General features: G+C 68.0%; 21 protein-coding genes. 11 read left to right on the top strand and 10 right to left on the bottom strand.

All coding sequences use genetic code 11. The features are described 5' to 3' along the window. Positions 1–50: 50 nt before the first annotated feature. Positions 51–1,118, top strand: coding sequence for a COX15/CtaA family protein (locus ACI2KI_RS03690; RefSeq protein ID WP_404617834.1), 1,068 nt, complete (start codon positions 51–53; stop codon positions 1,116–1,118). Here ACI2KI_RS03690 and ACI2KI_RS03685 read toward each other — a convergent pair. The 4 genes from ACI2KI_RS03685 to ACI2KI_RS03670 form a co-directional block, all read right to left on the bottom strand. After that, on the bottom strand, positions 1,087–2,496 hold the full coding sequence (locus ACI2KI_RS03685) for an alkaline phosphatase PhoX (RefSeq protein ID WP_404617832.1): 1,410 nt from the start codon (positions 2,494–2,496) through the stop codon (positions 1,087–1,089). The genes ACI2KI_RS03690 and ACI2KI_RS03685 overlap by 32 nt on opposite strands. A 113-nt stretch (positions 2,497–2,609) precedes the next feature. Then, positions 2,610–3,614: a cobaltochelatase subunit CobS gene (gene cobS / locus ACI2KI_RS03680; protein WP_292083017.1), complete on the bottom strand. Its 1,005-nt coding sequence runs from the start codon at positions 3,612–3,614 to the stop codon at positions 2,610–2,612. Between the two features lie 10 nt (positions 3,615–3,624). Further along, complete coding sequence (locus ACI2KI_RS03675; RefSeq protein WP_404617830.1) at positions 3,625–4,734, bottom strand: FAD-dependent monooxygenase; 1,110 nt, start codon at positions 4,732–4,734, stop codon at positions 3,625–3,627. A 10-nt stretch (positions 4,735–4,744) separates the two neighbouring features. Further along, positions 4,745–5,173, bottom strand: coding sequence for an organic hydroperoxide resistance protein (locus ACI2KI_RS03670; protein WP_404617828.1), 429 nt, complete (start codon positions 5,171–5,173; stop codon positions 4,745–4,747). Positions 5,174–5,310: 137 nt separating this feature from the next. On the opposite strand from ACI2KI_RS03670, the gene ACI2KI_RS03665 reads away from it, so the two are divergent. Beyond that, positions 5,311–5,568 carry a hypothetical protein gene (locus ACI2KI_RS03665; protein ID WP_292083014.1) on the top strand — a complete coding sequence of 86 codons (258 nt, stop codon included), beginning with the start codon at positions 5,311–5,313 and terminating at the stop codon, positions 5,566–5,568. Here the strand turns inward: ACI2KI_RS03665 and ACI2KI_RS03660 are convergent. After that, the gene (locus ACI2KI_RS03660; RefSeq protein WP_292083013.1) at positions 5,528–6,199 is read right to left on the bottom strand and encodes a J domain-containing protein; all 672 of its coding nucleotides are present in this window, start codon (positions 6,197–6,199) and stop codon (positions 5,528–5,530) included. The genes ACI2KI_RS03665 and ACI2KI_RS03660 overlap by 41 nt on opposite strands. Before the next feature lie 45 nt (positions 6,200–6,244). On the opposite strand from ACI2KI_RS03660, the gene ACI2KI_RS03655 reads away from it, so the two are divergent. From ACI2KI_RS03655 to ACI2KI_RS03635, 5 genes are all read left to right on the top strand, one after another. Then, positions 6,245–6,541: a BolA family protein gene (locus ACI2KI_RS03655; RefSeq protein WP_312062594.1), complete on the top strand. Its 297-nt coding sequence runs from the start codon at positions 6,245–6,247 to the stop codon at positions 6,539–6,541. Between the two features lie 107 nt (positions 6,542–6,648). Continuing rightward, complete coding sequence (locus ACI2KI_RS03650; RefSeq protein ID WP_404617825.1) at positions 6,649–8,463, top strand: ATP-binding protein; 1,815 nt, start codon at positions 6,649–6,651, stop codon at positions 8,461–8,463. A 115-nt stretch (positions 8,464–8,578) separates the two neighbouring features. Continuing rightward, complete coding sequence (locus tag ACI2KI_RS03645; protein WP_404617823.1) at positions 8,579–9,505, top strand: mechanosensitive ion channel family protein; 927 nt, start codon at positions 8,579–8,581, stop codon at positions 9,503–9,505. 3 nt (positions 9,506–9,508) lie between these two features. Continuing rightward, positions 9,509–10,525, top strand: a complete 1,017-nt coding sequence (locus ACI2KI_RS03640; protein ID WP_404617821.1) for a threonine aldolase family protein — start codon at positions 9,509–9,511, stop codon at positions 10,523–10,525. 49 nt (positions 10,526–10,574) lie between these two features. Then, positions 10,575–12,464 carry an ABCB family ABC transporter ATP-binding protein/permease gene (locus ACI2KI_RS03635; protein WP_404617819.1) on the top strand — a complete coding sequence of 630 codons (1,890 nt, stop codon included), beginning with the start codon at positions 10,575–10,577 and terminating at the stop codon, positions 12,462–12,464. Here ACI2KI_RS03635 and ACI2KI_RS03630 read toward each other — a convergent pair. From ACI2KI_RS03630 to ACI2KI_RS03615, 4 genes are all read right to left on the bottom strand, one after another. Continuing rightward, on the bottom strand, positions 12,449–12,931 hold the full coding sequence (locus ACI2KI_RS03630) for a chemotaxis protein CheE (RefSeq protein WP_404617817.1): 483 nt from the start codon (positions 12,929–12,931) through the stop codon (positions 12,449–12,451). The two genes, ACI2KI_RS03635 and ACI2KI_RS03630, sit on opposite strands and share 16 nt — an antisense overlap. Further along, positions 12,928–13,503 (bottom strand): response regulator, encoded by a 576-nt coding sequence (locus ACI2KI_RS03625; protein ID WP_312062583.1) that lies wholly within the window; start codon positions 13,501–13,503, stop codon positions 12,928–12,930. The genes ACI2KI_RS03630 and ACI2KI_RS03625 overlap by 4 nt, the downstream gene beginning before the upstream one ends. A gap of 86 nt (positions 13,504–13,589) precedes the next feature. Then, a complete protein-coding gene (locus ACI2KI_RS03620) occupies positions 13,590–14,540 on the bottom strand; it encodes an acetyl-CoA carboxylase carboxyltransferase subunit alpha (RefSeq protein ID WP_404617815.1) in 951 nt (316 codons plus the stop codon). An 83-nt stretch (positions 14,541–14,623) separates the two neighbouring features. Then, positions 14,624–15,526 (bottom strand): site-specific tyrosine recombinase XerD, encoded by a 903-nt coding sequence (locus tag ACI2KI_RS03615; RefSeq protein WP_404617813.1) that lies wholly within the window; start codon positions 15,524–15,526, stop codon positions 14,624–14,626. A gap of 60 nt (positions 15,527–15,586) precedes the next feature. Here ACI2KI_RS03615 and ACI2KI_RS03610 point away from each other — a divergent pair, with 60 nt between their 5' ends. The 4 genes from ACI2KI_RS03610 to ACI2KI_RS03595 are packed head-to-tail and all read left to right on the top strand — an operon-like array spanning position 15,587 to position 17,814. After that, positions 15,587–16,168 (top strand): shikimate kinase, encoded by a 582-nt coding sequence (locus ACI2KI_RS03610; RefSeq protein WP_312062578.1) that lies wholly within the window; start codon positions 15,587–15,589, stop codon positions 16,166–16,168. Then, positions 16,165–17,274: a 3-dehydroquinate synthase gene (gene aroB / locus ACI2KI_RS03605; RefSeq protein ID WP_404617811.1), complete on the top strand. Its 1,110-nt coding sequence runs from the start codon at positions 16,165–16,167 to the stop codon at positions 17,272–17,274. Before ACI2KI_RS03610 ends, aroB begins: the two co-directional genes overlap by 4 nt. Then, entirely contained in the window at positions 17,271–17,483 is a 213-nt protein-coding gene (locus ACI2KI_RS03600) for a hypothetical protein (protein WP_404617809.1), read from the top strand. The genes aroB and ACI2KI_RS03600 overlap by 4 nt, the downstream gene beginning before the upstream one ends. Next, positions 17,404–17,814: a GNAT family N-acetyltransferase gene (locus tag ACI2KI_RS03595; protein WP_404617807.1), complete on the top strand. Its 411-nt coding sequence runs from the start codon at positions 17,404–17,406 to the stop codon at positions 17,812–17,814. The genes ACI2KI_RS03600 and ACI2KI_RS03595 overlap by 80 nt, the downstream gene beginning before the upstream one ends. Here ACI2KI_RS03595 and ACI2KI_RS03590 read toward each other — a convergent pair. Next, the gene (locus ACI2KI_RS03590) at positions 17,811–18,227 is read right to left on the bottom strand and encodes an MliC family protein (RefSeq protein WP_312062572.1); all 417 of its coding nucleotides are present in this window, start codon (positions 18,225–18,227) and stop codon (positions 17,811–17,813) included. The genes ACI2KI_RS03595 and ACI2KI_RS03590 overlap by 4 nt on opposite strands. Positions 18,228–18,237 lie beyond the last annotated feature (10 nt).

Below are 18,237 nucleotides of genomic sequence, written 5' to 3'. Positions count from 1 at the left end.
TCGCCCGGTGGGTTTGGCGACAGTGTATCGGGGCGAACGGCAGGCGTCGAATGAACCGTTTTGTAAATCAGGATCGCAGCCGCGCGGTGGCGCTGTGGCTGTTCTTCAGCGCGGCCATGGTTTTCGCCATGGTGGTTATCGGGGGCGTCACGCGCCTGACGGGCTCGGGCCTGTCGATCACCGAGTGGAAGCCCATCATGGGCGCCATACCGCCGCTGAACGACGCCCAATGGGCCGAGGCCTTCGACAAGTACAAGGCGATCCCGCAGTACGCCCAGGTCAACGCCGGGATGAGCCTGGGCGAGTTCCAGGGCATCTTCTGGTGGGAATGGCTGCACCGTCTGGTCGGCCGTCTGATCGGCGTGGTCTTCGCGGTTCCCTTCCTGATCTTCCTGTTGCTGCGGCGGATGCCGAAGCGGCTGATCGGGCGCTGCCTGGTCCTGCTGGGCCTGGGCGGACTGCAGGGCCTGATCGGCTGGTGGATGGTGTCCAGCGGCCTGTCGGAACGGGTCGATGTGGCCCCTGAACGGCTGGCGACCCACCTGGGTCTGGCCTTCCTGATCTTCGCGGGCCTGATCTGGACGGGACTGGAAGCCTGGAGCGGATCCGACCATTCGCGTTCGCCGCGCGGCTGGACCTGGGGCGCGGGACTGCTGCTGGCCGCCGTCTTCGTTCAGTGCCTGCTCGGCGGTCTGGTGGCCGGGGCCAAGGCCGGTTTCGTCTTCACCGACTGGCCGATGATGAACGGCGCGGTCTTCCCCCCGGTGGAGTGGGGCATGGGCGGTCTCGCCTTCCTGCACGATCACGGTCTGGTGCAGTTCAATCACCGCCTTGGGGCCTATATCCTGCTGGCGGCAGGCACGGCCTATGCCATCCACGCCTGGCGCTGGCGGCTGGCCGAGGGCCTGGGTCTGTCGGCCTTCGTGCTGGCGGGGGCCCTGTGGTTGCAGGCGGGGCTGGGCGTCGTCACCCTGATGCACGCCGTGCCGATCACGCTGGGCGCGCTGCACCAGGCGGTGGCGGCCCTGGTGCTGGGCGCGGCGACGGTCAACCTGTGGCTGGTCCGCCGCTCGCGCCCGCGTCTGTTCATGAGCGGACCGCGTTCCACGGGCCTCTGATCGCGATCGTCAGGCCGGGGTACATGATGTTCACGAACAGGACGCTGCCGTCCGGCGAGAACACGGCCCCGGCGAACTCGGAGTTCCCGGTGAAGACATTGCGGGCGATGGTGTAGAGGCGGCCGTCGGGGGTCACGCCCTTGATGTGGTTGCGCACCTCGTCGGAATAGTTGTCCTCGCACACGATCAGGTGGCCCCACGGGGCGATGCACAGGTTGTCGCCCATGTTCATGGTGCGCAGGTCCGTGCTTTCCACGAACAGCTGGATGCGGCCGGGGGTGCGGGCTTCGTCAGCGCCGCCTTCAGCGGGCGAGGGAATGTAGCGCATGATCTGGCCGCGGCGCAGCGGACCGCCGGAGGTGGCGGTCAGATAGAGCTCGTTCTCGCCCCAGAAGATCCCTTCGCCACGCGCCACCTTTGCGGCGCCCGCCGCATGGCCGCGCTTGCGCAGGTCGCCGGCGGGGTCCTCGACGTCGTCCATGTCGATCCACTCGACCTCGCGCCAGTCGTTGACGGACCAGACGCGGGCGTCGTGGTTGGAGCTGTCGGCGCCGGGGCGACCTTTGAAGGCCATGGCCTGAAGTCGCCCGCCGCGCGCCAGCTGACCCGGAACGGTCGGGATGAAGCGATAGAACAGGCCGTCCCCCTGATCCTCGGTCAGGTAGGCGATGCCGGTGCGGGGGTCGATGCAGACGGCCTCGTGATCGAAGCGACCCATGGCCTTGAGCGGCACGGGATCGACCAGACCGGTCGCATCAGCGGGAACCTCGAAGACCCAGCCGTGGGTCTTGGCCACGTCGGCGTCGGCGGGGGTCTCGACCGTTTCTTCGCAGGTCAGCCAGCTGCCCCATGGCGTATGGCCGCCGCAGCAGTTGGTCGAGGTGCCGGCCAGCGACAGGTGCTGACGCACCGTGCGACGGGTTTCGAGATCGTAGATCAGGGTCGTGGTGCCGCCGGGCAGGGGGCGACCGTCCTTGTAGGTGTCATAGGCCCTGGAAGCGTCCAGCAGGCCGAGGCGCTCGTGGTGGAAGCCGCCGGGCCCCATGTTGCGATGAAGCGCCTTGGACCCCTTCAGCTCGTGGTTGCGGACCAGGGCGACCGTGGTGGGGCTCAGGGGGAAGCAGCCCATGCCGTCGGGCTGGCCGGGGACCAGCAGGCCGTCGTCCATCGTCTCGCCGCTTTGCGAGATGACCTGATAGGAGAAGCCCTCGGGCAGATCGAGCAGGCCGTTGGGATCGGCTTTCAGCGGGCCATAGCCCTCGACCTGATTGAGGTAGGTCTCTTCGCCCGCTGATTGGGCGTGGACGTTGCGCGCGAAGCCGGCGAAGGCGAAGGCCGCAGCCCCGGTCGAGATCAGTTGACGGCGCTGCAGGCGCATAAGACGACTCCGTTAGGTTCGAAGTCGCTTAGAGCGGGCGCAGACGACAGCGCCGTCAAGCTAATGTGACGGTTACGCGGCTGTGGCGTTCCGTCGCCGGAGCAAAGGCCGGATCAGCCGATCTTCACCCGCGTGGCGGCTTCGGGCAGGTCCTCGCCGAAGGCGCGCTGGTAGAACTCGGCGATGGTGGGGCGTTCCAGCTCGTCGCACTTGTTCAGGAAGGTCAGGCGGAAGGACAGGGCCAGGTCGCCGCCGAAGATGATGGCGTTCTGGGCCCAGGTGATGACCGTGCGCGGCGACATGACGGTCGAGATGTCGCCGTTCATGAAGGCGTTGCGGGTCATGTCGGCGACGCGGACCATGGCGGCGATGCGGCGCTTGCCTTCGGCGTCGTTCCACTCGGGGATCTTGGCGGCGACGATCTCGGCTTCGACGTCGTGGTCCAGGTAGTTCAGGGTGGTGACGATGTTCCAGCGGTCCATCTGACCCTGGTTGATCTGCTGGGTGCCGTGATACAGGCCCGAGGTGTCGCCCAGGCCGATGGTGTTGGTGGTCGAGAACAGGCGGAACCAGCGGTTCGGGCGGATGACGCGGTTCTGGTCCAGCAGGGTCAGGCGGCCCTGGGCCTCAAGCACGCGCTGGATCACGAACATGACGTCGGGACGGCCCGCGTCGTATTCGTCGAAGACCAGGGCGACCGGGCGTTGCAGCGACCAGGGCAGGATGCCCTCGCGGAACTCGGTGATCTGCTTGCCGTCCTTCAGGACGATGGCGTCCTTGCCGACCAGATCGATGCGGCTGATGTGGCTGTCCAGGTTCACGCGGACCAGCGGCCAGTTCAGGCGGGCGGCGACCTGTTCGATGTGGGTCGACTTGCCGGTGCCGTGATAGCCCTGAACCATGACGCGGCGATCGAAGGCGAAGCCGGCGCAGATGGCGAGCGTCGTCTGCGGATCGAAGCGATAGGACTCGTCGATTTCGGGCACATGGCTGTCGCGCGTGTCGAAGGCGGGTACGACCATGTCGGAATCGACGCCGAACGCCTCCCTGACCGTCACCTTGCGGTGCGGCTCCAGCGTGACCAGGGGATCGGGCGAGGCGTCGAGGGGGGAGGTCATGACAGGTCGATTAGCGCAGCACGACCGGGTGGTCGAGACCCAGACCGATGCGCGCGACGCGTTCGATCAGGAAGGGCAGGCGGGTGACCAGGGGAATGGCTGCGCAGCGGGCCAGATCGGCCCCGGCGCCGGTGTTGCGCACGAAGCTGGTCAGGGCGCGGACGCGGCGCACGACGGCCTTGTCGACCGGGCGGCGCAGGCGATCATAGTCCTCGATTCGCTCCGGATCGCCGCTGAGGAAGTCGGCGGCGCAATCGGCGAAGACGAAGGCGTCCTCGATCCCCAGGTTCATGCCGCGCGCCCCGATGGGGGAGTGGATGTGACCGGCGTCTCCGCCCAGGGCGACGCGACCCACGCTCATGGCCGAGGCCATGCGGTGCGAGATGTGGAAGTCCGAGCGCCACAGCACGGCGCCCGCGCGCCAGCCCTCCGGCAGGTTGTCCAACAGCGGCGGGCCGAAACCGATCAGGCGGAATCGCGTGCCCGAATAGGGCAGGCAGACGAAGACGGCGTCGTCGCGAAAGTCGATCCAGGCCTCGTCCGGCGGCGGGCCCACCAGATCGACGTCGATCAACTGCCAGGGCTCGGCCCAGGCGGCGCCAGGGAAGCCGAGACCGAGTGCCTTGCGCACGGTGGAATGGGCGCCGTCGGCGGCGAACAGCAGGGGCGCGCGCACAGTCTCGCCCGACGATAGGACAGCGGTGACGGCCTCGACGTCTTGCGACAGACCGGTCAGGGCCAAGCTGCGTTTGACCGTGACGCCGCGCGCCGCCAGGACTTCGGTCAGCAGGGCTTCGGTGCGGGCCTGGGGCAGGATGGCGAGGGGGAAGCGTGCGCCGACGTCGAGTTCGTCCAAATGAACGACGGCTAGGGTCTTCCCATGCCGATGGATGTGTAGCCGCGCGGCGGTCCCGGCTTCGGCCAGGATGCGGGCGGTGACGCCGGTCGGTTCCAGCAGGTCGAGGGTGCGCGGATTGACGCCGAGCGCCTTGGAGGTGGCGGTCGGCGTCTCGGCCGCGTCGATGATCCGAACCGGCACGCCGCGCCGCGACAGGAAGAGGGCCGCCGCCAGTCCCGCGGGACCGGCGCCGACGATCAGGACCTGGGGCGCGGCGCTCATGGCCGCTGGCTCAGCCGGCGCTCAGGGCCACGCCGACGTTGCCGCGCGTGGCGTTAGAATAGGGGCAGACCTGATGCGCCTTGTGGATAAGGTCGTCGATCACCGCCTGATCCAGGCCGTGGTCGGTGACATGCAGGGTCACGTCCAGATTGAAGCCTTCGCCGCGGGTGTTCTTGCCGAAGCCGACGCCGGCGGCGACCTTCGTGTCCGGGCCGACCGGCGTTCCGGCCTTGCCCGCGACCAGACGCAGAGCACCGAGATAGCAGGCGGCGTAGCCGGTGGCGAAAAGCTGCTCGGGGTTAGTGCCGTCGCCGCCCTTGCCGCCCATCTCGGTGGGGACGGACAGGCGCACGTCGATCTTGCCGTCGTCGGTGGCGGAGCGGCCCTCGTCGCGGCCGCCTCCCGATGCAGTGGCGTGAGCGCGATACAAGACTTCCATGAGGCGACTCCTTTGGCGTTCCAAGGACTCGCATATGGGCGTCAGTCGTTCAGAAACAACGGTTCTGTGATTCGTGTAATCCACAAGGGGGTGTTAACAATTTGTCCATCACTTCCGTCGGGGAAGGGGCAAGGCAGATGCACGCGCAGTTCTTTTGCTACGTCTATGACGCGCCTGAAGGCACGCCACATATGTTCGCGCTGGATGCAGACAGTTGGCCGGAGGCGGTCAGCGAAACCCGGCGCATGATGCTGGACGAGGCCGGCGGCGCTTTCGCGGAAATCTGGGACGGGGCCGGGGAGAAGGTCACGCGGATCGACGGGCCGGCCCGGTCGGGCGGGCTGCTGAGAAGCCTCAGGCGTGACCGGCCTTCTTCAAGGTTTTCCAGGCCTTGATGACGTTCTGAAGCTTGGCCTCGGCCCCGCGATCGCCGCCGTTGGTGTCCGGATGGAAGCGTTTCAGCAGTTCATGATAGCGAGCCTTGATGGCCGCCTTGTCCGCGCCGGGCTTCAGGTCGAGAGCGGTCAGGGCCGCGAGCTCGATCTTGCCGATGCGATGGACCTCGGCCGCCGCCGGACCGGCCTGTTCATGGGTGCGGCGCCCGAAGAGGCCGAAGCTGTCGCGCCATGACCCGGCGCCTTCAGTATTGGCGGTGCCCATCTTGGCGGCGAAGGCGGCGGCTTCGCGCGTGTTCTTGCCGGCCTTCATCTCCCAGGTCGGGCGGCCGCCGGTCATGGCCTCGTTTTCCTGGGCGGCGCGAATCTCGCCCTCGCTCATGCCCGCGTAGAAGTTCCAGCCCTTGTTGTACTGGCCCGCATGGGCCTGACAGAAATCATAGAAGTCGGCCAGCTGGTCGCGCGACTTCGGCGCCTTGGCCGTCGCGGGGCGGCTGCAGTCCGGCCACTGGCACGCCTTTTCGCCCGGCTTCAGGTGCAGGACGTCGGCTTCGGCCTGCTCTTCCTCAGGCTTGGGCGGCTTCACGCGGATATCGGTGAAGCGAGGCTTGTATTCAAATGACGCGGACATCGACCCAAGTGTAAGCTGGAATTGGACAGCTTCAAGGAACGACCGATGTCAGACGGCCCCGTGGCGGCACTTATCCGCGAAAAACTGACAGCAGCCTTCGCTCCGCACAGGATCGAGCTGGAGGACGACAGCTGGAAGCACGCCGGCCATCATCATGAAGGCGGCATAGACGCCAGGGACGGCGGCGAGAGCCATTTTCAGCTGACCATTGTGTCTGACGTCTTTGAAGGACAGGGGCGCGTAGCGCGCCAACGTGCGATCAACGCCGTGCTGAAGGAGGAATTGGCGGGGCCGGTTCATGCCCTGGCTGTGCGCGCCCTTACGTTGAGCGAGGCCGGCTGACGGCGCGCCCGTATCAATTTGGTACGTAGGAAAACGTATTCATCTCGTCTTAGAATCTTCACCCTAGCGTCCGCTCCGTACTGATTTGCAAAGGCGGGGGCTAGCGAATGGTAGGTTCTGACGGGATCAAGGGGTTGGACGGGCAGGCACCCGGCGAAGCTGCACAAGCGCTGACCGCGATCCTGCAGACCCATTATCTGCGCTATCTGATCATCGTAAGCTGGGCGGTCGGCGTCATCGCCACCGTCGGCCTGGCCCCCGGACTGACCTGGTTCGCCGCGACGCTGGCCGCCGGCGCCTTGCGCGGCGAAGTGGAGAAGCGCGTCAGCCAAAGGGTCGGCGCGGGCTGGGGCATGGTCTTCCCCGCCGTGGCCACGGCGACGACGGCGGTGTGGGCCGTCGCTCCGCTGATGGCCTGGTTCTCCCAGTCGCCGTTCGGGCGTGAACTGGCGATCGCCCTGCTGGTGTCGGGCTATGTTCTGGTTTTCGCGCAGCTTCGGAGCTCGCCGCGACAGGCCATCATGATTTCCTCGCCTTATGGCGGGGCGGCGGCGATCATCGCCGTGAGCCTGTTTGGCGGGCCGCTGTTCTGGCCGTTCCTGGCCTTGGTCCCGTTCACGGCGGCCAGCCTGTTTGTTCTGGTCACCATGACCATGCTGCGTGAGGACCGTATTCGCGCCTTCCAGGAGCATCAGGCCCATCTGATCGAGGAATTGGAAGCGGCGAGAGACAAGGCGGACGCCGCGAACGAAGCCAAGTCCAGCTTCCTCGGTGTCATTTCGCACGAACTGCGCACCCCGATGAACGGGGTGCTCGGCGCCGCGCAGTTGCTGAGCGCGACCCGGCTGGAAGGCACGCAGCGCGAGTATCTGTCTATCATCCGCAACTCGGGCGACAATCTGCTGAGCCTGCTGAACGACATCCTGGACATGACCAAGATCGAGGCCGGCAAGATGAGCTTCGACGTGGTCGATGTTCAGATGGACGACCTGCATCGTCGCGTCATCGGGCCGTTCGAGGCCCAGGCCGAAGCCAAGGGGCTGGCGCTGGTCTCGGTCTTCGAGGGCGAGATTCCGTCGGTGGTTCGGGGGGACCCTCTGCGGGTCTGTCAGGTCGTGCAGAACCTGTTGTCGAACGCCGTCAAGTTCACAGACCAGGGCGAAATCCGTTACACGATCCGGGGGCGCCGCATCTCGGATCGCCGCGTCGGCTTTGAGTTCTCGGTCACCGACAGCGGATCGGGTATTTCGCGCGAGGACCTGGAGCGGCTGTTCCAGCCCTTCACCCAGGTCGACAACTCCTCCACCCGCAAATTTGGCGGCACCGGTCTGGGCCTGACCATCGCCCGGCGGATGGCTCAGATCATGGGCGGCGACATCACGGTGTCGTCTCGCCTTGGCGAGGGCTCGACCTTCACCCTGTCCATCGAGGGCGAGGTGGTCGAATGGAGCCGCGCCGAAGCGGTCGAGGTCATCGACGCCGACATCGACGGCGGTGATCATCTGGACGTGCTGGTGGTCGAGGATCACCCGGTCAACCGCATGATTCTGGAGGCCTGGATGGGCTCCGCCGGACACCGGACCAGCACCGCCGAGAACGGCCAACTGGCGGTGGATCTGGCCAAGAGCCAGCGCTTCGACCTGATCATCATGGACGTGAACATGCCGGTAATGGACGGGTTGAGCGCGACGCGGCTTATTCGCGAAGGGCGAGGCGTCAATGGCGATACGCCCATTGTCGTCCTGTCGGCTTCCGCTCGGATCGAGGATCACGAGGCGGGTCTGGCCGCGGGCGCGGACGCCTATCTGAACAAGCCGATTGATTTCCGCAGCCTGGCCGGGTTGATGGCCCAGGTGCCGGGCGGGCGGGCGGCGCTGCGTCAGGCCGGCGATGCGGCTGAGGGAACAGCGGTCGCCGCCTGAACCGTCGTCTCACGGGCCGCCATGGATGCGCCTGAGTTTTTTGCATCGCAATCTTTCGCGCAAAGCCTGACGTGCAGGGCTTCCATTCGCCGGGGCAGGCGCTAGACCCAAGGTCATGTCTTTCCTGCACGAAACCCTGACGCAGACGGTAGCCGCCGGCGAAAAGCGGCTGACGGTCGACGCCGCCATCGTGGCCAAGCTGGCCGACATGGCCGGCGATCTGGCGATCAACCTGACGATCGCCGCGCTGATCTTCGCCGTGACCCTGTTCGTCGCCCGTTGGGCGTCCGGGGTGACGCGGAGGGTGCTGGGGCGGATGCGGGCGTTCCGGCACGACCAGACGGTGCTGAGCTTTGCGGCTCAGGTCGTGCGTGTGGTGGTCATCATCATCGGTTTGATCGCCGTGCTGCAGCGTCTGGGCGTGCAGACGACCTCCATCATCGCGGTTCTGGGCGCGGCCTCTCTGGCGGTGGGTCTGGCCCTTCAGGGCACGCTGTCGAACGTCGCGGCGGGGGTCATGCTGCTGGTGCTGCGCCCCTATCGCGTGGGCGAGGTGATCGACGTGGGCGGCGCCTCGGGCACGGTGCAGAAGCTGGACCTGTTCACCACCCAGTTGTCGAACGCCAACAACCACAAGATCGTCATTCCCAACTCCAAGGTGCTGAGCGACGTCATCATCAATCTGACGGGTCAGCGCACGCGCCGGATCGAGATCAAGTTCACGGTCGGCTATGGCGAGAACCTGAAGGACGCCTGCGACGTGATCGCCGGCGTGGCCACAGCGCACGACAAGGTGTTGAAGGATCCGATGCCCTGGACGGGCGTGACGGCCCTGCTGGACAGCTCGGTCGAGGTCACCCTGCACGCCTGGGTCAATGTCGCCGACTGGTGGCAGAGCCAGGCCGACCTGATGCAGGGCGGCAAGGAGGCGCTCGACGCCGCCGGAATCGAGATACCCTTCCCGCATCAGGTGGAAGTGCCGGCCAAGGACGCCCAATTCGCCCGCATCGTCATGGCGCCGGCAGAACAACAGGAAGACTGACGCGTGCGTTACGACTTCGGATCGGACAACACTGCCGGGATGGCGCCCGCCGCGCTGGAAGCCCTGGCGGCGGCCAACGGCGGCTTCGCGCGGGCCTATGGCGCCGACGAGGTCACGGCGCGGGCGGCGGATCAGATTCGCCAGCGGCTGGACGCCGACGCCGAGGTGCGCTTCGTCTTCAGCGGCACGGCGGCCAACGCCATCGCCGTCTCCATGCTGACCCAGCCCTATGAGGCGGTGCTGACGCATCATGCGGCCCATATCTGCACAGACGAGACCGGGGCGCCCGGCTTCTTCGGGCATGGCGTCGGCCTGATCGGATTGCCAGGCTACTCGGGCAAGATCGACGGGCTGGCCCTGCGCGCGGCGCTGGAGGAGCCGGTGGTCGGCCATCGCCAGCCGGCGGCGGCGCTCAGCGTCACCCAGGCGACCGAATACGGCGCGGTCTATTCCGAAGAAGAACTGCGCCACCTGATCGAACCCGCCAAGCTGGCGGGACTGGGCGTCCATATGGACGGAGCGCGGCTGGCCAACGCCGTCGCGGCGGGCTTCGACCTGAAGGACATTCCGCGTCTGGGCGTCGATGTTCTGGTGTTCGGCGGGGCCAAGGCGGGGGCGAATTGCGCCGAGGCCCTGGTCATCTTCAACAAGAGCCTGACACGACGGATCGACAACCGGTTGAAGCAGGCCGGGCAGACGGCCTCCAAGGGACGGTTCCTGTCGGCGCCGATCCTGGGCCTGCTGGAATCGGGCGCCTGGGAGACCGGGGCGGCCCACGCCAATCTGATGGCCCAGCGGTTGGCCGAGGGGATCGAGGAGCGCTCGCCCTTCGTCCTGGCCCATCCGGTCGAATCCAACGCCGTCTTCGTGCGGATGCCCGAGGAGGCGCATCAGAGACTGAACGCCCTGGGTTGGGCCTGTTACCAGTTCGACGACGGGTCGGTGCGGTTCGTCTGTTCCTGGGCGACGACCGAAGGCGCGGTGGACGAACTGCTTGAAGCCATCGCGAGCCTGAACTGAATGTCGCTTTCGCTCCGGCAAGGCGCGGCCCATATGCTGGAGCATGGCAATGCGCGGTGAACGATCCGGCCGACGGGGCGATTCCACGGTCAAGGCGATGGCCGCCGGACAGGCCGAGGTGAAGCAGGAGGCGCCGCCGACCCTGCAGGCCCTCGGCGATCTGCTGCGCGTGGTCGGTCGTTCCGGCGCGCCGCAACTGTATCTGCGCATCACCGGCGCCATTGGCCTGACGCTTGCGGGCAAGGCGCTGGGCGTGGCGGCCCCTCTGATTCTGGGCGCGGCGGTCAACCATCTGGCGGCGGGGCAGGGCGCGGCGGCGGCCGTGGGCTGGGGTTTCGCCGCCTTCGCCGTGGGCTGGGCCCTTGTGCGCTTCCTGTCGGCCGCGACGCCGCAGCTGTCGGACGTGGTGTTCGCGCCGGTGCGGGCGGCGGCGCAGCGCCGGACGGCGGCCGAGACCTTTGCCCACGCTCTCAGCCTGTCGCTGGATTTCCACCAGACCAAGCGGTCGGGCGCCCTGTCGCGGACCATGGATCGAGGCTCGCGGGCCGTGGACTTCCTGCTGCGCATCCTGGTCTTCAACCTGGGCCCGACCGTGGTCGAGCTGGCGCTGGCGGCGGCGGTGCTGAGCGGCAAGTATGACTGGCGCTTCGGCGCGGTGGCGATCGGGGTGGTGGCCGTCTATGCGACCGCGACCTTCGCCATGGCCAACTGGCGGCTGGAGCATCGCCGCGCCATGAACGCCGCCGACAGCGAGGCGGCGGGCCTCAGCGTCGACGCCCTGCTCAACTATGAGACGGTGAAGTCTTTCGGGGCCGAAGGCCGCGCGGCCGAGGCCTATGACCAGTCGCTGTCGACCTATGTGGATGCGGCGCTGAAGGCCAACACCTCGCTGGCGACGCTGAACCTGGTCCAGGGTCTGATCATGAACGTCGGCCTGGGCATCATGGCCGTGATGGCCGGGTTCGAGGCGGCGGCGGGTCGGATGGGGCCAGGCGACGTGACGGCGGCGGTGCTGATCATGATTTCGCTGTATGCGCCGCTGAACATCCTGGGCTTCGCCTATCGGGAAATCCGCCAGTCCTTCATCGACATGGAGGAAATGCTGAAGGTGACCCGCCAGGCGCCGCAGGTGGCCGACGCGCCTGACGCCTTCGCCCTGCCGCGCCCCGCCAGCGGCTGCGGGGCTGAGGTCGTGTTCGACCATGTCGGCTTCCGTCACGATGCACGGGCGGCGGGACTGGACGATGTCAGCTTTGTCGTCCCGGCGGGAACGACCACGGCTCTGGTCGGGCCGTCGGGGGCGGGCAAGTCGACGATCGTCAAGCTGGCCCTGCGCCTGCTGGACCCGCAGGAAGGCCGCGTGCTGATCGACGGCCATGATGCGCGATCGGTGACGCAGGCCTCGCTGCGCGCGGCGGTGGCCCTGGTGCCTCAGGACGTGGCCCTGTTCAACGACAGCATCCGCGCCAACATCGCCTTCGCCCGGCCGAACGCCGACGAGGCGGCCATCTGGGCGGCGGCCGAGGCGGCGGAACTGGCCGACTTCATCCGCGACCTGCCCGAAGGCATGGAGACGCGCGTGGGAGAGCGGGGTCTGAAGCTGTCAGGCGGCGAACGTCAGCGCGTGGGCATCGCCCGCGCCCTGCTGGCCGATCCCTGCATTCTCATTCTGGACGAGGCGACCAGCGCCCTGGACAGCCGCACCGAGGCCGCCATCCAGAAGACGCTGCGAAAGGCGCGGGCGGGTCGGACGACCCTGGTGGTGGCGCACCGCCTGTCGACCGTAGCCGACGCCGAGCAGATTCTGGTGCTCAAGGCCGGGCGGATCGTCGAGCGCGGGGCCCATCACGAGCTGGTGGCGCGTCAGGGCGGGGAATACGCCAGCCTGTGGCGCAAGCAGACGCGCGGCGCGAAGAGCCAGATTCAGTCGGCGGACTGACCGCCCGGGACCTTGGCCTTCAGCACGTCCTTGAGGCTGGCCAGCACCTGGGTGCGGGCCTCTGCGGCCTCGGCCGGCAGGGTCAGCAGCAGGCGCAGGGCCTGGGCGTGGACGGTGACGATGCGCCAGTCGAAGGGCTTGTCCTCGGGCGCGGCGTCGATCAGGTCGCACAGGTTGGCGGCGGCGGCGCACAGGTCCTTGAGCTCGAAAGGACCGGCGGCGTCAATCACGGCGCTGGAATGGTCGTAGGCCTTATCAAGAAGGCGGTTGGACTCCTCGAGCGGGGCGGCGGGCTGAAGCGCGGCCAGCGCCGAGACCTGTTCTTCGATCACCGCGCGGCTGCGGTCCGCCATCTCGGCCAGGTTGGCCTTGGCCTGGGCCAAGGCGACGCCGGCGCTGACTCCGCCCGGCTGGTCGATCAGGGTCGAGAGGCGGGAACGACGGCGATTGTGCGTGATGACGGTCATAGTTCGATCGACGCTCTGCGTTGGGCTTCGAATTCGGCCTTGCGGATTTCCTCGGAACGGCGCTCGGGCCCCTCCCAAGGTACGGAGTGGAAGCGACGATCAGGCCCGAAATAGTCGCCGACTTCAAGGAAGGGGCGGGCGTCGCGGGCGACCCAGACGATGCGCTCCAACAGCACCCCGGCGCTGAACGGCTTGGTGATCAGGAAGTTGGCGCCGCAGTCGCGGGCCTCGCTGACCTTGGAGCGGCGCACGTGGGCGGCGGTCATGATGACCGGGGCGAAGGCGTTGGGCTCCAACCCCGAACGGCGCAGCCAGCGCACGAACTCATAGCCGCTCATGCCCGGCATCTCGCAGTCGACCAGGATCAGATCGACCGGGCGGTCGCGCAGGACGGCGATGGCCTGGGCGGCGCTGCTGCAGGCGTGACGCACCTTGATGCCGAAGCCGAGCAGGGCCTGGGCCGTAAGTTCCAGGGCGAAGGGCGAATCGTCGATGACCATGGTCACCGCGCCCGCGAAGTTGAACACCGCACTTTCGCGCAGGGATTCGCCGACCCCGTTCATGCCGCGCATGACAAGGCCCCGAGGTTCAGGAGGGGCGAGAAACCGATTCGCATGGCGTCAGCTTCGGCGGCGCGAAGCCGCCGTGCAATGAGCGATCAGCCCAGACGGCCGATGGCGTAGAAGCGGTCGGCGCGGGCCTTGCGGATTTGCTCCGCCGACAGCGACGACAGCGACTTCAGCTCGTCTTCCAGCACGTCGCCGACGGACTTGATGGCCTGGTCGCGAGCGGTGTGGGCGCCGCCCATGGGCTCGGGGATCACGCGGTCGACGATCTTCATCGCCATCAGGTCGGGGGCGGTGATCTTCATGGCCATGGCGGCGTCCTTGGCGCGCGAGCCGTCGCGCCACAGGATGCCGGCCGCGCCTTCCGGCGAGATGACCGAATAGATCGAATGCTCCAGCATCAGCACGCGGCTGGCAGCGGCGATGGCGATGGCGCCGCCCGAACCGCCCTCGCCCGTCACCGTGGCGATGGAGGGCACGCCCAGGGTCAGCCCGCGCTCGGTCGAGCGGGCGATGGCCTCGGCCTGACCGCGCTCTTCGGCGCCCAGACCCGGATAGGCGCCGGCGGTGTCGACGAAGGTCAGGACCGGCAGGCCGAACTGCTCGGCCATGTCCATCAGGCGGACGGCCTTGCGATAGCCCTCGGGGCGGGCCATGCCGAAGTTGTGGGTGATGCGCGTCTGGGTGTCGTGACCCTTTTCGTGGCCCATGACCACGACCGGGTGGCCGCGGAAGCGGGCCAGACCGCCGAGGATGGCCTGGTCGTCGCCGAATTGACGGTCGCCGTGCAACTCCACGAAATCGGTGAAGAGGCCGTCGATGTAGTCGATGAAGTGCGGGCGCTGCGGGTGGCGCGCGACCTGGGTGCGCATCCACGGGTCGAGGTTGGCGTAGGTCTTCACCCGCAGGGCGTCGGCCTTCTTGCGCAGGGCGGCGATCTCGGTCTCGAACGAGCCGCTGGTCGGGGCCAGATGCGACAGCTCCGCGATCTTGGCTTCCAGCTCGGCGATGGGCTTTTCGAATTCGAGATAGTGCGTGGCCATAAGGCGTCCGTGAGGAGAAGCGCCGTTGGCGCTACGGAAAGCGGCGGAAACTAGTGCGGGGAACGCCGTGGGGCAAGCCGGGTTCAGTCGTCCTTCGCCAAGGGGTGCCTGGAATGGACGACCTGGGCCAGTCGGTCGGTGGCGACGTGGGTGTAGATCTGGGTGGTCGAGATGTCGGCGTGACCCAGCAGGGTCTGGACCACACGCAGGTCGGCGCCGCCTTCCAGCAGATGGGTGGCGAAGGCGTGGCGCAGGACGTGGGGGCTGACGCGGGCAGGGTCGATATTGGCCGCCAGCGCCGCCTGATCCAGCAACTGGGCGAAGCGGCGGGGCGTCAGGTGGCCGGTCTTGCCGTGAGAGGGAAAGAGCCAGGCGCTGCCGGGCGTGTTCGGCTGGCGCGCGGCGTCGCGGGCGTCGAGCCAGGCCTTGATCGCCTCGCGCGCGGCGGCGTTGAGGGGAGCCAGCCGTTCCTTGCCGCCCTTGCCGCGGACGATCAGATAGGCGGGGTCGCGACGCACGGCCTCGACCTTGAGCGCCAGCAGTTCGGACACGCGCAGCCCTGAGGCATAGGCCATCTCGACGAGGGCCACGAGGCGCAGCCCCGCCGCGCTATCGGCGGCGCCGGAGGCGGCGAGAAGCGCTTCTATCTCATCGCGGCTGAGGGTCTTGGGCAGGCTGCGGCCCTGTTTGGGGGCGTCGATGCGGCGCGACGGGTCATCGCTTCGCCAGCCCTCGCCCAGGGCGAAACGGTAGAACTGACGCACGGAGGAGCGTCTGCGCGCCGCCGTGGCCGCCGACAGGCCGCGCCGCGACAGGTCGGCGAACCAGGCTTCGACCGCTTCCTGAGACGCGCCCATTAATCCGCCCGCGTCGCCCAGCCAGGTTTCGGCGTCGGCCAGGTCACGGCCATAGGCGGACAGGGTGTGGGGCGAGGCGTCGCGCTCGACCGCCATCATTTCCAGAAAGGCCTCGACCTGGGGCGTCATGCGGCGTGCTCAACAGAGGTGTGGAGCGAACGGCCGGGTCGTGTAGAGAATAGCGGAACCATGCCTGCCGACGCCTCGCCCGATTCCTCGCCTCTGTCGCCGTCCTTGACGCCCGACCGCACCATAACCCTGGTGGGGCTGATGGGCGTGGGCAAATCGACGGTGGGTCGCCGACTGGCGCAGCGGCTGGGCCTGCCCTTCCACGACGGCGATCATGAGATCGAGACCGCCGCCGGCATGAGCGTCAGCGAAATCTTCGCCAGCCGGGGCGAGGCCGAGTTCCGGTCTGGAGAGGCGCGAATCATGCGCCGTCTGCTGGAAGGCCCGCCGATCGTCCTGGCGACCGGCGGCGGGGCCATGATGAACCCCGAGACGCGGGCCCTGATGAAGAAGCACTCGGTCAGCGTCTGGATGCGCGCCGACCTGAAGGTGATCGCCGAACGGGTGCAGCGCCGCGACACTCGGCCCCTGCTGCGTGGACGCGATCCGCTGGAGGCCCTGAGCCAGTTGGCCGAGGCCCGCTATCCCATCTATGCGGAGGCCGATCTGACGGTGGACGTCGGCGGCGGCTCGCACGGCCAGGCGGTCGAGGCGATCATTCGAGAACTGCGGCGCCACGCCCGCGAGGAGAGGCAGAAATGACGACGACGATCCCGGTCGGGGGCGAGGGCTTCGCCGCCTATGAGGTCGTGGTCGGGCGGGGGCTGCTGAAAGAGGCGGGCGCGCGGGTTGGAGCCCTGAAGCCCACGCGGGCCTTCATCGTCAGCGACGAGACCGTCGCGGCCATTCACGGCGAGACGGTGCGCGCCTCGCTGGAGGCTGCGGGGCTGGCGACAGGCGTTGTGACGGTTCCGGCGGGCGAGGCGTCCAAGTCGTTCGAACAGCTTCAGGCGGTGCTGGACCGGCTGCTGGCCGAGGGGCTGGATCGCAAGAGTCTGGTCGTGGCTTTGGGCGGCGGCGTCGTGGGCGATCTGGCCGGGCTGACGGCGGCCCTGTTCATGCGCGGCATCGACTTCGTGCAGGTTCCGACGACCTTGCTGGCCCAGGTGGATTCCTCGGTCGGGGGCAAGACGGCCATCGACACGCCGCGCGGCAAGAACCTGATCGGCGCCTTCCATCAGCCGCGACTGGTGCTGGCCGACATCGAGGCCCTGGCCACCCTGCCGGTGAGACAGGTGCGTTCGGGCTGGGCCGAGGTGTTGAAGCACGGGCTGATCTGCGACGCCGCCTTCTTTGACTGGCTGGGCGGAGAAGGGAAGGCGGGCGCCGAGGGCGATCCCGACGCCTTGGAGCGAGCAGTCATCCGATCGGTCGAGATCAAGGCCCAGATCGTCGGCGAGGACGAGAAGGAGACGGGGAGGCGCGCCCTGCTGAATCTGGGTCACACCTTCGGACACGCGCTGGAGGCCGAACTGGGCTTTGGCGACGCCCTGACCCATGGCGAGGCGGTGGCCCTGGGCTGCGCCATGGCCTTCCGGTTCTCGGCCCGTCAGGGGCTATGTTCAGTCGCGGACACCGAAAAGGCCGAGGCGGGGATCAGGGCGGCGGGCCTGCCGACGCGGCTGGCCGACGTCGAACAGATCTTCAACGCCGACGCCCTGATCGGGCGGATGGCGGGGGACAAGAAGGCCGAAGGCGGGCGACTGACGCTGATCCTGGCGCGGGCTATCGGCGACGCCTTTACCGACAAGGACGTGGACGCCGACGCGGTGCGGGCCTTCCTGATCGAGGAAGGTGCGGCGGCGTGAAGCTGAACCCCGTCGTTCTTCAGGATCGCTTTGTCCGGCTGGAGCCGTTCACGGCGGCGCTGGAGGGCGAGGTGAGGGCGGCGCTGGACTGCGATCCCGAGGCCTGGAGCGGCATGGTCAGCGCGGCCTATGGCGAGCGGCTCGCGCATCGCCTTCGCCGTGCGGGGGATCAGCGACGGGGCGGTGGTCGGCACGACCAGCCTCTATGAGATCAAGCCCGAGCATCGGCGCTGCGAGGTCGGCTCCACCTTCTATCGGCCGGATGCGCGCGGCGGGCCGGTCAATCCGGCGTGCAAGCGGCTGTTGCTGTGCCATGCCTTCGACGCGGGGGCGGTGCGGGTCGAGATCATCACAGACGCCCTGAACACGGCCAGCGCGGCCGCCATCCGCAAGCTGGGCGCGCGCGAGGAGGGCGTGCTGAAGAAGCATAAGATCACCTGGACCGGACGCGTGCGCGACACGGCGCAGTTCGCGGTTCTGGACGAAGACTGGCCCGAGGTGCGGCGTCGGCTGGACGAGCGGCTGGCGACCTTCGCCTAGTCCACGGCGCGACATTCGGTCGGTTCGCGCCCATCGGCGGTCCAGGTCGCCTGAACGCCTTTGCCGCGCAGCTCGTAACCGCTGGCGCGATACCAGATGCCGTCGGCGGCGCGTTCCTGGAACAGGTCGACGGCCTCGCCGGACGAGTTGCGCACCGTCGCCATCCGGCGCGGGTTGTCGAAATCCACCGACAGGCGCTCGCTGTTGTTGCACAGATAGACGGTGCGGATGACGCGGTTCAGGGCGCGGTCCTGAAGCTCAGCCCCGGTGCGTTTGCGGGCGGTCTGGGCTTCGACTGCGCGTTCGCGCACGGCGTCGCCGTCGGTGGGGGCTTCGCGAGGCTCGGGCCCGCAGGCGGCGACCAGGGCGGTCAGGATGAAGGCCGGAGCGGCGCGAAGGAGCAGGTGCGACAAGCGGGGGCCT

Source organism: Brevundimonas sp. NPDC046655, from assembly GCF_044901625.1.
Taxonomy (GTDB): Bacteria; Pseudomonadota; Alphaproteobacteria; order Caulobacterales; family Caulobacteraceae; genus Brevundimonas.
This window is presented reverse-complemented; position numbering and strand designations above follow the sequence as displayed.